General features: G+C 65.4%; 17 protein-coding genes. 14 read left to right on the plus strand and 3 right to left on the minus strand.

Annotated elements, in window-relative coordinates:
* Positions 1-66: 66 nt before the first annotated feature.
* Positions 67-957 carry an alpha/beta hydrolase gene (locus R4P57_RS20995; protein ID WP_317804785.1) on the minus strand — a complete coding sequence of 297 codons (891 nt, stop codon included), beginning with the start codon at positions 955-957 and terminating at the stop codon, positions 67-69.
* Between the two features lie 74 nt (positions 958-1031).
* Between R4P57_RS20995 and R4P57_RS21000 the strand changes: the two genes are divergently transcribed.
* The 12 genes from R4P57_RS21000 to R4P57_RS21055 all read left to right on the plus strand — a co-directional run bounded on the left by R4P57_RS21000 (position 1032) and on the right by R4P57_RS21055 (position 11879).
* A complete protein-coding gene (locus R4P57_RS21000) occupies positions 1032-1799 on the plus strand; it encodes an AraC family transcriptional regulator (protein ID WP_317804786.1) in 768 nt (255 codons plus the stop codon).
* A 122-nt stretch (positions 1800-1921) separates the two neighbouring features.
* Positions 1922-2980, plus strand: a complete 1059-nt coding sequence (locus tag R4P57_RS21005; RefSeq protein WP_317804787.1) for a 2,3-butanediol dehydrogenase — start codon at positions 1922-1924, stop codon at positions 2978-2980.
* Positions 2977-3744, plus strand: a complete 768-nt coding sequence (locus R4P57_RS21010) for an acetoin reductase (RefSeq protein ID WP_317804788.1) — start codon at positions 2977-2979, stop codon at positions 3742-3744. Before R4P57_RS21005 ends, R4P57_RS21010 begins: the two co-directional genes overlap by 4 nt.
* Positions 3745-3788: 44 nt before the next feature.
* Positions 3789-5081 (plus strand): GAF domain-containing protein, encoded by a 1293-nt coding sequence (locus R4P57_RS21015; RefSeq protein ID WP_317804789.1) that lies wholly within the window; start codon positions 3789-3791, stop codon positions 5079-5081.
* A gap of 21 nt (positions 5082-5102) precedes the next feature.
* The gene (locus tag R4P57_RS21020) at positions 5103-7160 is read left to right on the plus strand and encodes an FUSC family protein (RefSeq protein WP_317804790.1); all 2058 of its coding nucleotides are present in this window, start codon (positions 5103-5105) and stop codon (positions 7158-7160) included.
* Between the two features lie 34 nt (positions 7161-7194).
* Positions 7195-7821 (plus strand): HEAT repeat domain-containing protein, encoded by a 627-nt coding sequence (locus R4P57_RS21025; RefSeq protein WP_317804791.1) that lies wholly within the window; start codon positions 7195-7197, stop codon positions 7819-7821.
* Between the two features lie 9 nt (positions 7822-7830).
* Positions 7831-8805 carry a HEAT repeat domain-containing protein gene (locus R4P57_RS21030; protein ID WP_317804792.1) on the plus strand — a complete coding sequence of 325 codons (975 nt, stop codon included), beginning with the start codon at positions 7831-7833 and terminating at the stop codon, positions 8803-8805.
* A gap of 23 nt (positions 8806-8828) precedes the next feature.
* Positions 8829-9176 (plus strand): plastocyanin/azurin family copper-binding protein, encoded by a 348-nt coding sequence (locus R4P57_RS21035; protein WP_317804793.1) that lies wholly within the window; start codon positions 8829-8831, stop codon positions 9174-9176.
* A 19-nt stretch (positions 9177-9195) separates the two neighbouring features.
* Positions 9196-9606 carry a DUF2752 domain-containing protein gene (locus R4P57_RS21040; protein WP_317804794.1) on the plus strand — a complete coding sequence of 137 codons (411 nt, stop codon included), beginning with the start codon at positions 9196-9198 and terminating at the stop codon, positions 9604-9606.
* A 112-nt stretch (positions 9607-9718) separates the two neighbouring features.
* Positions 9719-9916: a hypothetical protein gene (locus R4P57_RS21045; RefSeq protein ID WP_317804795.1), complete on the plus strand. Its 198-nt coding sequence runs from the start codon at positions 9719-9721 to the stop codon at positions 9914-9916.
* A gap of 59 nt (positions 9917-9975) precedes the next feature.
* On the plus strand, positions 9976-10632 hold the full coding sequence (locus R4P57_RS21050; RefSeq protein WP_317804796.1) for a GntR family transcriptional regulator: 657 nt from the start codon (positions 9976-9978) through the stop codon (positions 10630-10632).
* Positions 10629-11879 (plus strand): MFS transporter, encoded by a 1251-nt coding sequence (locus R4P57_RS21055; protein WP_317804797.1) that lies wholly within the window; start codon positions 10629-10631, stop codon positions 11877-11879. The genes R4P57_RS21050 and R4P57_RS21055 overlap by 4 nt, the downstream gene beginning before the upstream one ends.
* On the opposite strand, the gene R4P57_RS21060 is transcribed toward R4P57_RS21055, so the two are convergent.
* Entirely contained in the window at positions 11800-12489 is a 690-nt protein-coding gene (locus R4P57_RS21060) for a hypothetical protein (protein WP_317804798.1), read from the minus strand. The genes R4P57_RS21055 and R4P57_RS21060 overlap by 80 nt on opposite strands.
* 99 nt (positions 12490-12588) lie before the next feature.
* On the opposite strand from R4P57_RS21060, the gene R4P57_RS21065 reads away from it, so the two are divergent.
* On the plus strand, positions 12589-13203 hold the full coding sequence (locus R4P57_RS21065) for a hypothetical protein (protein WP_317804799.1): 615 nt from the start codon (positions 12589-12591) through the stop codon (positions 13201-13203).
* A 63-nt stretch (positions 13204-13266) separates the two neighbouring features.
* Complete coding sequence (locus R4P57_RS21070; RefSeq protein WP_317804800.1) at positions 13267-13461, plus strand: hypothetical protein; 195 nt, start codon at positions 13267-13269, stop codon at positions 13459-13461.
* Positions 13462-13548: 87 nt separating this feature from the next.
* Here R4P57_RS21070 and R4P57_RS21075 read toward each other — a convergent pair whose 3' ends face one another.
* On the minus strand, positions 13549-14886 hold the full coding sequence (locus R4P57_RS21075) for a M1 family metallopeptidase (protein WP_317804802.1): 1338 nt from the start codon (positions 14884-14886) through the stop codon (positions 13549-13551).
* Between the last annotated feature and the right edge of the window lie 2 nt (positions 14887-14888).

Raw genomic sequence — 14888 nt, forward strand, 5'->3', positions numbered from 1 at the left:
ACACCCCGGCCCGCATCGAGCGTGGGAATCAACGACAACCGACTCCAGACAGCTTGACATCGAGCGTCACCGCGGTCGGTTGCACCCGATTTCGGGTTCACGGACGAATTCATCGATGAGCGATATCAATGTTTCGGGTCGGTCCTCGGAAACCCAGGTGCGGGAGTTCTCGAGCAGGACGAATCGGGAGTGGGGAAAGTCCCGTGCCAGGCGTTCACCGTGTTCGAGGGGGAAGAACTTGTCGTCCGAGGCCCACACGACAAGCACAGGTCGATCGACTTCCGGAAACGATGGGGCAGCGTCGAGCGTGTAGCTCCGGTCCACCGAGCGCAAGAACCGCACAACATCGCGTCGAATTCCACGCTCGAGCACCGGTGTGAAGTAATGGTCCAGCAGCTCGTCGTCGATTTTGTGATGGCTGAGTCCGCCGTAGCCGATCGGTGACCGCCCGAGCAGTCGGCGCAGGAGAGGAACCCGCATCGCAGCACTGACCAGCTCGAAGGTCACCGGAACGCGGGCCATCCAGCACAGGTACGCAAACATCGGAGGCGGGAAATTCTCATACGCATCGCACGGGGTCAGCACGATGCGGGCGATGCGCTCGGGATGACGGGTGATCGTCAGCTGGGTGAGCATGCCGCCGCCGTCGTTGCCGATGAGGGTGACGTCGCGTAGATCCATGGCCTCGATAACCTCGGCGACGATTGCGGCGAGACCGGTCGCAGTCAGATCGGCATCGGACTTCATCGGTAACCTGTGGCTACCGAACGGCCAATCCGCAGTGATGCATCGATAGTTTTCGGCGAGTGCGGGTACGACCTTGCGCCACACTGCTGCGTTCGCGAACAGCCCGTGGACGAAGACGAGCGTGGCACCGGAACCTTGCTCGTACACGCGGACAGGTCCGGAGTCCACGGTGATCGTCGTCGATTCACCGAGTTCGTTGCGGAGATCCATAGTCTGCAGCCCCTCTTCGAGTTTTGTGTCGGAAGCCCTTCCCCTGCGCGGGGCGTGGTGACAGCATGGCGGGCATGCCGGCTCGAGCGCTTCCAGAAACGTGCTGTTCCTCAGCGACACTGTGGTTGTGGGCCGGGCATGCCGTCTACCTCGGACCGTCGCTGCAGCTCGACTTTCATTCCGGATCGGTATTGTGCTTCGCGGCCGGGGTCGACGCGCCGTTCACGTTGCGCGACAAAGCATCAGGACAATGGTGCGTTCGCAGTGCTGCCGTCGCGCCGCGGACAGTCCACCGAATCGAGTCGCATGGAGACCGAATGTTGTTCGCGTACTTCGATCCCGGAGCTTCTCGAGCGCAGGCGATACTCGATCGCACGGTGACGAGGCACGGCGACTTCGGGCTCACCCTCGACACCGAATCTGCGCTGATGGAGTTGGCGTCGTTGCCCGAACCTGACCCGGTCGCGATCTCGGAATGCATACGCGGTCCGGAACTGTTGGAGATCGACGAGCGAATTCTGGACGCGATGGAGATGGTGCGCGGAAAACCCGGAGCCGTTGGGTCGGCCGCCGATCTGGCTGCTGCAGTGAACTTGTCGACGTCACGATTTCTGCACGTGTTCGCTGCCGAGACAGGAACCAGCTTTCGCCGATATCGATTGTGGGCGCGGATGCTTCACGTCGGTGCCGCAGTTGCCGCTGGCGATGACTTGACCCGGGCATCCATCGAGGCAGGCTTCGCCTCACCATCGCACTTCAGCACCGCCTTTCACGCGATGTTCGGTCTGTCAGCGGTGACGTTGCTCGGCGGCGGTGCACAGGTGATCGTCATGGAATCCTGATGTCCTTGCGGCACCGTCGACGCGGTGGCCTGACTGCGATGCAACGTGCTGCAACCCTGGCGGTTGTGCTCCGGGTCACATAGACCTGTGTGCATATCCAATCCAGTCAGGAGTGAAAACCGATGCGCGCAGCTGTGTACTACGGACCCAACAAGGTGGAGATCACCGACGTTCCCGAGCCCCATCCCGGTGAAGGCCAGGTCAAGATCAAGATCGGGTTCAACGGAATCTGCGGAACCGACCTGCACGAGTACTACGCAGGCCCGATCTTCATTCCTACCTCTCCGCACCCGCTCACCGGTCAGGAGATGCCGCTGATACTCGGGCACGAGTTCTCGGGAACCGTCACCGAGCTCGGCGCAGGCGTGACCGGCATCGCGGTCGGCGACCGCGTTGCCATCGAGCCGTTGTACCGCTGCGGCCACTGTGGACCGTGCCGCGCGGGCAACTACAACATCTGCGCTCAGATCGGCTTCCACGGACTGATGTCCGACGGCGGAATGGCCGAGTACACCGTGGTGCCCACCGACATGATTCACGCCTTGCCCGACAACGTCTCCCTCGAACTCGGAGCCCTCGTCGAGCCGATGTCGGTCGCCTATCATGCTGCGACACTGGGGGATCCGAAGCTCGAGGACACCGCTATGGTGTTCGGGGCCGGCCCCATCGGCATCGGACTGTGGTTCGCGCTGCGCGGCAAGGGACTCGACAACGTCTACGTCGTCGAACCTTCGCCGACGCGTCGCGCATCGATCGAAGCCCTCGGCGCGAAGACTCTCGATCCGACGGCTCTCGACATCCCCGCCTACATCGCCGACCTCACCGACGGCAAGGGTGCCGACGCCATCTACGACGCGGCAGGCGTGCAACCTGCTGTCGAGGCCGCGCTCGGCTGCATCGGTGCGCGCAAGCCGTTGGTCAGCGTCGCGATCTACGAAAAGCCCCTGACCACACCGCTGCAGAAGCTGGTGATGAACGAATCCCGAATCCAGGGCTCGCTCTGCTACACCGCCGCCGACTACGAGGCCGTCATCGATCTGATGAGCCAGGGCCACTACGACACGACGGGGTGGGTCGACAAGATCGCGCTCGACGGGGTCATCGACGACGGGTTCGAGGCGCTGCACGCAGGCACGAAGATGAAGGTTCTGGTCGATCCTTCGACAGAAGCAGTCTCATGAGCGCGGTATTGGTGACCGGAGCGGGACAGGGCATCGGCCGGGCCATCGCGTTGCGGTTGGCGAACGACGGTCACGATATCGCCCTGGCGGATCTGAACGAGCACAAGATTGCAGGCGTGGCCGACGAGGTACGTCGAACAGGCTCGAAGGCAACGACATTCGTCGCCGACGTCAGCGATCGCGACCAGGTGTTCGCCGCCGTCGAACACACCCACGAGGCGCTCGGTGGCTTCGATGTCATCGTCAACAACGCGGGCATCGCGCAGGTCGCCCCGATCGACGATGTGCGGCCGGAGGACGTCGCGAAGATCTGGGCCGTCAATGTCGACGGTGTGCTGTGGGGAATCCAAGCTGCCGCAGCGAAATTCAAGGCGCAGGGCTCGAAGGGCAAGATCATCAACGCGTCCTCGATCGCCGGGCACGACGGGTTCGCGATGCTCGGGGTCTACAGCGCAACGAAATTCGCCGTTCGAGCGCTGACTCAGGCCGCTGCCAAGGAATTCGCCTCGGACGGCATCACCGTCAACGCGTACTGCCCCGGCGTGGTGGGCACCGACATGTGGGTGACCATCGACAAGCGGTTCGCCGAGTTGACCGGTGCCGCGGAGGGTGAAACCTACGACAAGTTCGTCGGTGGCATCGCGCTCGGTCGTGCGCAGACGCCCGAGGACGTGGCGGCGTTCGTCTCGTATCTCGCCGGACCCGACTCGGACTACATGACGGGCCAGGCACCGTTGATCGACGGCGGTCTGGTCTATCGGTAGCCCCCGTTGATGTCGATCTGTGAGCTGGAGCACAATTGACTGTGATGACGCAGTCGACAGGTCCCGAACCTGCGCTGGCGGCCGGCGAAGACCCGCGCCGCTACGCGCAGATTCTCACTGCCGTGTACGACGCGACCATGACCGGCGGCAAGTCGCCCGCACGCCCCCGGGAGGTCGTGGGCGATTCGTGGCGACGGCTGCAGACCTTGGGTATCGACCCCGAGCTGGGGAACCCCGCCGAAACGCAGATGGATGTCTCCGACCTCGAGCTGAGCCGTCGGGAATCGGGGTTGTTCGACATCCTCGACGATCTGGCTCGCGGCCTGGAATCGGTGGTGCAGGACGGGGACAACATCCTTGTCGTCGCAGACCGTAACGGCCGGGTGCTGTGGCGCAGCGGATCGACCTCGGTGCTGGACCGGGCCGACGGCCTGGGTTTCGTCGAAGGAGCCAACTGGGCCGAGGATTCGGTGGGCACCAACGCCATCGGAACGGCCCTGGTCTCACGCCGTGCGGTGCAAATCTTCTCGGCCGAACATTATGTGCGCAGCCATCATTCGTGGACCTGCGCCGGAGCGCCCATTCGTGATCCGCGAACCGGTCAAGTACTCGGAGCCATCGACGTCAGCGGACCGGCCAAGACAGTACATCCCACCACCATCGCGCTGGTCGACGCCGTCGCACGGTTGGCCGAATCCCAACTGCGCGAAATTCATCGGAGCACACTCGATCGACTGCGTTCGGTGGCCGCACCGATGCTCGCGCGACTGCAATCCCCGGCCCTGGCCGTCGACGCGAACGGCTGGGTCGCGGCAGTCGAATCGGTGGCGCTGCGCAATCGCATCCTGCTGCCCGAGGACCTGGCGACGGGACGCTTCTGGCTGCCGACCCTCGGCGTGTGCGACTTCGAGCCGCTGCCGGGCGGATGGCTCGTCCGACCGACCAGCACAACGGATTCCGGCGTCGCCGATGTGGGATCGACGAGAATTCGCATCGACCTGCGCAATTCGCAGAAGCCTCGCATCGAAGTGCGCAGCGAGGTGGGGGAGTGGACCCACGAGCCGACGCCTCGGCACGCCGAGATCCTGTACCTGCTCGCCACCGATCGCCAGGGGCGGACTGCCGCGCAGATGGCGGCGGATCTCTTCGGCGACGACGGCCGCGCGATCACCGTGCGGGCCGAGATGTCGCGGCTGCGCAAACACCTCGCGGGCATCATCTCCACGCAGCCGTATCGGTTGGACGAATCGGCGATCGTGGAGGTGATCACGCCGTCGGACATGAGTCGGTTGCTACCGCATTCGTCGGCCCCTGCGATCCGGGCGGCACGAGGCTGAGCCGTAGCGCAGAATCGGGGAATGAAGCGCCTCGCCCGAATCCTCGACGCCTCGGATCCGGGGCAGGTACGGCTGCGCAGTGCGTCGGCGACGACGCTGACGGTGCTGTTGGCGATGGTGACTCTGGTGCTGACCACCCGCGCCATCGGCCAACCGGTGACGGTCGCGATGCTCGGAACCGTCGTTGCGATGCAGGCGTCGGCGGCGGTGAAGGACAGGGATCAGCGCGGTCGGCTGGTCACCACCGCGCTGATGGCGCTGCCTGCATCGGCGGCAGTGACGTTGGCGGCGTTGCTCTCCGAGCTCGGCAAGGTGGCCGATGTCGGATTCATCGCGGTGCTGTTCGCGGCGGTGTGGGTGCGCAGATTCGGCCCTCGCGGCACGGCGCTGGGGATGGTGTCGTTCATTTCGTACTTCTTCGCACTGTTCCTGCGCGCGACTCCGGGGCAGCTGCCGATGTTGATCGCGGCCATCCTCGGCGGCTTGGTCATCGCCCTGTTCGTGCGAGCCGTCATCTTCCCGGACCGGCCGGTCGTGGAGGTGCGCCGGCTGCTGTTCGAGATGCGGGCGGTATCGGCCTCGGTGCTCGAGGCGGCGTCGGCAGGGGAGAGCCGCGACCTGAACCTGGTGCGCCGCAGGCTCGATCGGCTCGGCAACACCGCGTTGATGATCGACGACTGGCTCGACCGACACGATGCCGGGCAGCTGCTCAGCGTCACCAGCGCCGATCTCTCGCTCCGAGTGTTCGACGCCCAGATCGCGACCGAGCAGCTCGTCAGCTCGCTGTGGGCTCTCGATCCCGCCAAACCGTGGCCGACGGCCCTGGGGCAGGCGACCACCGCGCTCGGGTCGTGTCTGCAGAACACACCGTCCTCGGAACAGTTGCGGGCGGCTCGCCGATTGGCGGCGGCAGCAGCTGAGCGGGCCGACCCGTCCACCCCCGCCGGAATCGCGACCGTTTCCGCGCAGCGAGCCGCGCAGGCGCACATCGCTATTCATCACATCACCACCAATGCAGTCTCGGCATCGGCGGACCCCGATATCGAGCCGTCCGACCCCGTGGTGAAGGACGCGCCGAGCGGACTGAACCCCAGCACCAAGGCCGCGATCCAGGTAGCCGTCGCGACCAGTGCCGCAACGGTGCTGGGTGAACTCGTCTCTCCCGACCGCTGGTACTGGGCGGTGTTGACGGCGTTCCTGGTGTTCACGGGGGCGTCGACGAGAGGCGAAATCCTCACGCGGGCAGGCCAACGCGTCCTCGGAACCATTGCGGGCGTGCTCGCAGGCGTGGTGATCGCCGCACTGGTGGGCAGCAACCAGCCCGTGCAACTGGTGCTGATCGTCGTCTGCGTCTTCTTCGCGTTCTACCTGGTGACGGTCGCGTATGCGCTGCTGTCGTTCTTCGTGACCATCCTGCTCGCGATGCTCTACGGGCTGTTGGGCACGTTCAGTATCGAGGTGCTCGAGCTTCGCATCGTCGAGACCGCTGTCGGCGGTGCCGTCGGAATGGCCTCGGCCTACTTCATCTTCTCGACGAGCACCCGAAAGACACTGGTGGGCAACGTCGACACCTACCTCGAACAGTTGGACGCGTTGATCGACACGAGTGTCGAATCGGTTCTCGCGCCGGGAGGTGCGACCGACCTGGTGGCGTCGACGCGCACACTCGACAATGCCCTGAAAGACGTTCTGACGTCCGGAAAGCCGTTGGTACTCGGGCCCACGACCCGCAGCAGACGCGGCGCGAAGCGACTGCTGCGTGTGCTGGCCGTCAGCAGTCGATCAGCGCACGCACTGGCCCGAGCCGGTGTGCTGGCGTCACGCGCCGACCCCGACACGGCACCCTCGGCAGAGACCGCCCGAGCTCTGCGCGACGCCGCGGCCCTGGTGCGCGACACCGTACGCCAGGTGGAGGCAGTTGTCGCCGGGGAGCACGTCGATCCGCCCGAGAAGATCACCGAGACAACGGTGTTGGACGTGATGCTCACCTCGACCAATGCGCCCGGCCCGCTGCGGGGCGCGGTGCGGGCACTGAACACGATGAACCGAACACTGGCCGATGTGCTGGGTGGGGCTTGACCTTCACACCGTGACAAGGTCTTGGCTGACCGTCATGAACCAAACACTCCAGCACGGCAATCCGTCGGTCCGTCTCCGGGCTGCACTCGACATCGGGACTTCACCGGACCCGCGGTATCTCGACGCCCTGTTGCAGCGGTGCGCTGTCGAACCTGATTTTCAGGTGCGGGAAATGTTGACCTGGGCGTTGATTCGGCTTCCCTCGCCGCTGACGGTTCCGCGGCTGATCGATCAGGTGCGCACCGGAGGAGTCCTCGCTCGAAGCCAGGCACTGCACACGTTGTCCAAGGTCAAAGATAAAGCGGCGTGGCAGGTCATCACCGAGCCGTTGATTGCCGACTGCGACGACGAGGTGGCACGAAGCGCATGGCGGGCAGCGGTGGTCCTGGTGCCGGCAGGAGGTGAATCAGCATTGGCGACGATGCTGTCCACTCAACTCGGCCGAGGTGGGCACGACGTTCAGCGAAGCCTCAGCCGCGCGCTCGTGGCGCTCGGATCGGTGATCGAACCGATGCTCCTGCACGCCTCGTCGAGCAAGGACGTTGCCGTGCGCGCCCACGCGCTGGCCACCGAGGCGCTGCTCCGAGATCCGGACGCGGGGTTCGCAGTGTTCGAGGCCAAGCGTGTCGATGCCCTTGGCGTAGTCGACACGGCGGGGTGAGATGGAACAATGTTGATCGGTGAGGTGGCGCAGCGGTCGGGCGTCAGTGCGCGCATGCTCCGGCACTACGACAGGTTGGGGCTCGTGTGCCCGACCTCGCGCAGCAGCACCGGCTACCGCGAGTACGCCCCGGAGGATGTTCGACGCCTCTTCCACGTCGAGTCTCTTCGTTCGCTCGGGTTGTCGCTGAACGACGTCGGTCGCGCGCTCGACGACCCGAGTTTCGCGGCCTCCGGACTCGTCGACGAGCTCGCCGCCCGTGCCGAGGAACGCATCGCGCGAGATACCGAGTTGCTCACGCGGTTGCGTCGAATCGGCGACCCGCGGCCCGAGGACTGGGAGGATGTACTCGGCACCGTCGCGCTACTCGGTGATCTCGAGTCGGTCAGTGCGGGGAAGCGCCAGTCGGCGGCGCTGTCTGCCGCAGGAGATCGGCCCATTCCGGCGGACGCGTTGGCCGAAGCGGTGCTGCGCGAGCCTGCGCCCAATGTGGCAGGCGCACTTCGGTGGGCCCTCGCTCGGACCGGAGGCGACGCCGTCGTAGCGCTCCGGGAAGGCCTGGACTCACCGGATCCCGAAGTTCGACGCCGCGCCGTGGACACGCTCGTGGAGATTCGACATCCCGCCGCGGCCGACGTGCTGCGGGAGGCGCTCTCTCACGACGACGATCAGGTCCGGCGGGTCGCTGCGCTGGAACTCGGTGCGCGCGGGGTTGCCGATGCGGTCCCGACGCTGATCGAGATGGTCTTCGAAGGCACCAACGATGTGGACGCCGCCGATGCCCTTGGCGCGCTGGGATCCGCTGACTCGATCGTGGCGGCGCTGATGGACGGGCCAGGAGATGTGCCGACGCGACTGCGAGTGACACAGGCGCTGGCGAGCATCCCGGGGTCGGCGGCATCGAAGGCTTTGCACGGACTGGCGCAGGACACCGACCGCTCGATTGCACTGACGGCCGAATACATCCTCGGCCGGCGGGAATGAGCCCTTTGGGTACCGTCGGGGACATGAAGGCATTCGGACTCCTCGCGGCACTGATGATCACGTCGACCCTGACTGCCTGCTCCACCGCAACCACCCCGGCCGCACCCGCCGAACCCGTCGCCGAGAACCAGGTGACCGTCGCCGATCGGATGTACTCGCCGAAAACGCTGACTATCTCGGTGGGAGAGACCGTCACCTGGGTGTTCGCCGACCGCGGCATGGCCCACAACGTCGTGGCCGACGACAACTCGTTCCGGAGCGCAGTGATGGAGACCGGACAGTTCACGCACACCTTCGAGACCGCGGGCACCTTCACCTACCACTGCACCCCGCATCCGGACATGACGGCATCTATCGTCGTCGAGCCCTGAAACTCCTAAGCTCAGGGGCATGACGGCACCGACGCGAGGACGCAGCATCGCCGCACCCCTCGGCGTGGCCACTGCCGCTGTCGGTGGGGCAGTCCTGCTGCACGTCCGTGACCCACGAACCTCGACGTATCTCCCCTGCCCGCTCCACGCTCTGACCGGACTGTGGTGCCCCGGATGCGGTACGACCCGGGCTCTCGGCGACCTCACCCGCGGAGATGTCGCCGCGGCCGCGTCGAGCAATGTCGTTGCGGTTGTGTGCGTTGTCGTGGCCGTCGGGTTGTGGGGGTTGTGGCTCCGGGCGCGTTGGACAGGAACTCGGCCGGCACTTCCTCGACCGAGTCGCCCCAGTGCAGCGGTGCTCGTTGTCGCCCTGACCGTCTTCACCGTGGTGCGCAACACCCCGTGGGGCACCGCGATCGCCCCGACCTGACACGACTAGGAGTAGCTGTGCTGCTGGAAATTTTCTCGATCATCGTGCTGCTGGGCGTGCTCATCGCGCTCATCCCCACGGCCCGCCGCGTGTTCAAGAAGGGTGACGACGAATGAGCGACACACTGAAGGATCGCGTCCGCGCGAAACTCCTCGCGCAACTCGCCGACGACGGAGGCACCGCCGCCGAACAGGCGGAAGGGGACGACCCACGCCTGAACGCCCTGCGCGACGACCTCGACGCACTCGACGCGGCGCAGGACGGTGACCCGATCATCGACGACATCGCCGCACGGCACTGGGTGCCCTGACCGACCCCTTTCCTCGGCACGGTTTGGTGCGCAGTTGAGGTGCATCTAGTATCTATGTTGTGTCCGAGACGAAGTCTGCTGCCGATACGGCGTATGCGACGGTCAAGGAGCTCATCGTTTCGGGAGAACTTCCCGGCGGTGAGCTTGTCAGCGAGGGTGAGATCGCGACCCGGCTCGAGATCAGTCGCACACCCGTACGCGAGGCTTTTCTGCGTCTGCAAGTAGAGGGGTGGATGCGGCTGTACCCCAAGCGCGGGGCACTGGTGGTGCCGATCGCGGTGGGTGAGGCCGAGAGTGTCGTCGACGCGCGTCGACTCGTCGAGGCGGGCAGTGTCCGCGCATTCATCGACGACGCGAAAGCCCGCGAATCTGTGGTCGCCGCGCTGCGCGAGAACTTGCAGCTACAAGAACAGCTGGCCCTGGACGGTACCGCCGCACAATTCAGCGCTGTCGACGCCGACTTCCATCGCACCGTCGTCCGTGCCGGCGGCAACCCGTTGCTCGACGCGTTCTACGACGGACTTCGCGAGCGTCAGCGGCGGATGACGGCAGCCTCGGTGACGCGTGATCCGGGTCAGATCTCGCGCATCGTCGACGACCATCGCCGACTCACCGACCTGATCGAGGCGGGCGACGCAGACGGATTCGAGCGGGCCGTCGAACAACACATGCTCGGGGTGCACGGCCTACGACCGGACAGAGGGGGATCGCGATGAGTGAAACGATCACGAACGATCGAGATATCGAGCTGACTGCACGACGCTGGCTGCTGGTCGCGTCGGGCATGTTCGCCGTGGCGTGGGGCGGTAACGAGTTCACGCCACTATTGGTGATGTATCGGCTCGATCATGGCTTCTCGGCCGTGGTGGTCGATACGTTCCTGTTCGCTTACGTCCTGGGCATCATTCCGGCGATGCTGGTCTGTGGGCCGCTCTCGGATCGGCTCGGTCGACGCCCGATCATGTTGCCCGCCCCCGCAATTGCCGCGGCCGGGTCCATCCTGATCGCGCTCGGACCGGACAACGCGTACCTGCTCTTCGGTGGCCGCGTGCTCAGCGGAATCGCGCTCGGAATCGGCATGGCCGTGGGCGGTAGCTGGGTCAAGGAACTCTCCAGCCGCGATGCCACTGCCAAGCCCGGTGCCGGAGCGCGCCGCGCCGCGATGTCCCTGACCGCGGGCTTTGCCCTCGGCGCCGGAGTTGCCGGTGTGCTCGCACAGTGGGCACCCTGGCCGACCCACCTCGCCTACAGCGTGCACGTGCTCATCTGCATCGTCGCCGGTGTCGGCATGCTCTCGGTTCCCGAAACACGTACGACCACAGTGGCATCGAAGAACAAGCGCCTGCTCGACGACCTGAGGATCCCGTCCGCATCCCATCGGCGGTTCCTGTTCGTCGTGCTGCCGTTGGCTCCGTGGGTGTTCGGTGCGGCGAGCGTCGCCTACGCGGTGCTGCCGTCGCTGATGGCCGACGCATTGGCCGACGAGCCCGGTGGCGGCTACCCCGTGGCCCTCTCTGCTGCGATGGCGGTGATCGCTCTCGGCTCCGGCTTTGCGATTCAAGCCGTCGGGCGGCGGATCGACACACCCGCCAATGCGCGAGGGGCTCTGGTTGCGCTGACTCTGCTGGTGGTCGGTATGGCTGTCGCGGCATGGGCTGCGTCAGTGCTGACCATTGCCGCGGCGTTGATCGCCGCAGCGGTGCTCGGATGTGGGTACGGCATGGCGCTGGTGTCGGGTTTGCAAGAGGTGCAACGCATTGCGGGCCCTGATGATCTCGCCGGCCTCACTGCGGTGTTCTACTCGCTGACGTACCTCGGCTTCGCGGTGCCCGCTGTGCTGTCGGCGCTCACCGAGACCTGGCCCGGCGTGGTGACCTATCCGATCATCTTCGGGTTCGGCGCGGTGATGGCCGGAATCTGCGGACTGGTGGTGCGATCGAAGACGTCTGCTCACTTGCCGTAGGACGGAGGTTGGATCTGTGCTGCGCTCCGAACTGCTTGCGCCGCTGGCGGATCAACACCGCGGCACCCACGATTCCCGCTGCGACGAGGACTACGCCTGCGGCGACACTGGCGACGCGCTCGGGCCACGGCAGTATCGTCGGCACGCTGAACATGCCCCGAAAGAACGGCTCGATCATGGCGCCGGCGGGGACGACCAGACGCGCGATCAAACCTGACGCGCTGCCGCCTCGTGCTGCGACCCCGATCAGACCCAACGGGCCGCCCATGACAAGGGCGAGAGCGAACCACATTCGGTTCCCCGCCCACACGGTCACGTCGAACATCCCGAGCAGCTGCCCGACACCGTAGTGCACCACCAACGCCAGCAGACTCGCGACGATCCCTGCCGCGAATGCGTGCAGTGGACGGCGGACCAGCCAGCCGGACAGGATAGGCAGGCCGGCCCACACGGCACCCGAATTCACCAACTTGCTGAGGGTCGAGCGCACGGCCAGCACTGTGTTTGCCTGAGCAGACAACTGGCTTTCGCTCGTGATATTCGACGCGAGCGACACGAGAGCCACGGTGATCGCGGCTGCAATGACAAGTCCCCACCACCGTTTCGACATCAGTGGATGGTACGCAGGCATCGTGCCATTCTCTGAATGGACAGAGCGCTCCGTGCGTGGGTGCACGCTGACCGGTTCGGCTCTAGGATCAGCGGCATCATGCTGCAGTCCTCGCGCACGGTCCCGCCGCATCGGGTACCTCCGACGGTGGCGCTCGCGGGTGCGACCGTATGGAACCGACATGAGGCGTACTGGTTTCTGATCGCCGTGATCGTGCCGGCCGCAAGCTGGTCGAGATATCCCGCTCTGGTGCCCTATGTGTTCGCGATCGTGCTGCTGGGTGCATCGACATTCCGCGTCGGGACGATCGTGCGGTGGATGTCGATGTTGCGCTGGGGAGTGATCGCCGACGTCGAGAGCGTGGACACCGCACTGCGCGGCGACCGCAACCTTCGCCTCGCGCACGCCACCGGTTGGAACGTCCAACGGCGTTGGTACACAGGGGTTGTCACCGAATCCGCAGTGCGCTACCGGGCCGGGGACGCGCGCGGTCACCTGTTCGTTCGGGGACTGCCGTTCACCACCGGGGTGGTGCTCGCGCACTCGAAGCACCCGTCGTCTGCCATGGCCATCAGCGACTTCCCCTGCGATCTGCAACTGGACGGCAAGGGACGCTGGGCAGCGTCGTTCCCGAGAGGGTTCTGGCGCCAAGCACTGGCAACGACGGCGCTGTACGGCTACGCGATTGCTGGGTTGACGGTGTCGCTCGCGTAGCGCTGAGCAGGCGTAGTCGGTAGGTACGGTGGACCGCGTCAGCCTCGAACGACGGGAGCGAGCGTGAAATACAACTACTCCGGACCCTGGCCGATTTTCGCTGTGCTGGGCGTCATCGTGTTCTGGGTGCTGTTTCAGGTCGTGGCACTCGATGCGAGTGTCGGCCGTGCGATCGCGTCGCCGATCAATCTTTTCGCGTCGATGTCAGCGGGCTTCTTGACCATCGGCTACGCGCAGAAGCGGCGCCGGCGGGTTTGACCGGCAGATCGGCTCCCCAGACTTGGATTCAGGCCTCCGATTGCAGGCTGATATCCGAAACTGGGGAGCCGATTTGCAGCCGGGAATCTACGGCAACGACGGCAGTCGCTTGTCCACAAGCCATGCGTCCCAGAGACTTCGGGGGCAACCGAAGCGGGAAGCGAGGTCGGTGAAGTCCGACGTTGCGACCGTCGAGTAGCGGTACTTGGAGGTCCACTCCTGGATCAGTCCGAAGAAGCGCTCGTCGCCGATGGTGCGTCGTAGTGCGTGCAGTGCCAGTGCGCCGCGCTTGTAGACGCGGTCGTCGAAGATGCGAGCAGGCCCCGGGTCGGTGAGCTGCATGTCCATGGCCAAACCGCGCTGAATGGTGTGCGCGCGCTTGGCCTTGTCGTGAGCCGTTGCGCCGCCGGAGTTCTCGGCCCAGATCCACTCGGAGTAGCAGGCGAATCCCTCGTGCAGCCAGATGTCGGCCCACTTGCCGAGGGTCAGCGAATTGCCGAACCACTGGTGCGCCAACTCGTGCGCCACCAGACGCTCGTAGTACCGGGAACCGGAACAGTGATTGGCACCGAAGATCGACAGCCCCTGCGCCTCGATCGGAATCTCGAGATCGTCGTCGGTCACCACCACGGTGTACGACGCGAAAGGGTAAGGGCCGTAGAGCCGTACGAATGTATCCATCATCTGCGGCTGACGGCCGAAGTCGTGATCGAACTGCGCTCGCAGGCGCGGCGGAGTGATGGCCTTCATCGGCACCGGCCCCGGGCTGACGATGCGATGCTCGTACGGACCGATCTGGATGGTCGCGAGGTAGCTGGCCATCGGTTCGGGCTGCTCGTACACCCACGTGGTGCGGCTGGCGCGAGTCTGCTTGCGCACCAACGTTCCGTTGGCCACCGCATAGTACGGCGAATCGGTGGTGATGGTGATGCCGTAGCTGGCCTTGGACACCGGATGGTCGTCGCACGGGAACCACGACGCGGCACCGTTCGGTTGACTCGCGACGATCGAGCCCTCGGTGAGCTCGTCCCAGCCGACCTCACCCCAGAAACCGTTGATGGGCTTGGGTGTTCCGCCGTACGCCACCGTGACCACCAGTGCCGCACCCGACGCGATGGGCTTGGCGGGCGTGATCTTCAGCTTGCCGCGCTGGTGGCTGAACTTCACCGAACGTGAACCGTTGACCGACACCTTCGACACGTTCATCGCCGGGCCGAGGTCGAACGCGAACTTCGACACCGTCGCTGTGGTGACCGCGGTGATCTTCGCCTTGCCCGTCAACCGGTTGCTCTCGACCTTGTACTCGAGGTCGAGTTCGTAGCGCGAGACGCGATAGCCGCGATTGCCGTTCTGCGGAAGATACGTATCGATCGGATTGTCACTGGAGTCGACGTCGAACACCGGTGCCACAAGCCTGTCCGGCATTG

It is taken from the genome of Rhodococcus sp. IEGM 1330, from assembly GCF_033142445.1.
In the GTDB taxonomy this organism is placed as follows: Bacteria; Actinomycetota; Actinomycetes; order Mycobacteriales; family Mycobacteriaceae; genus Rhodococcoides.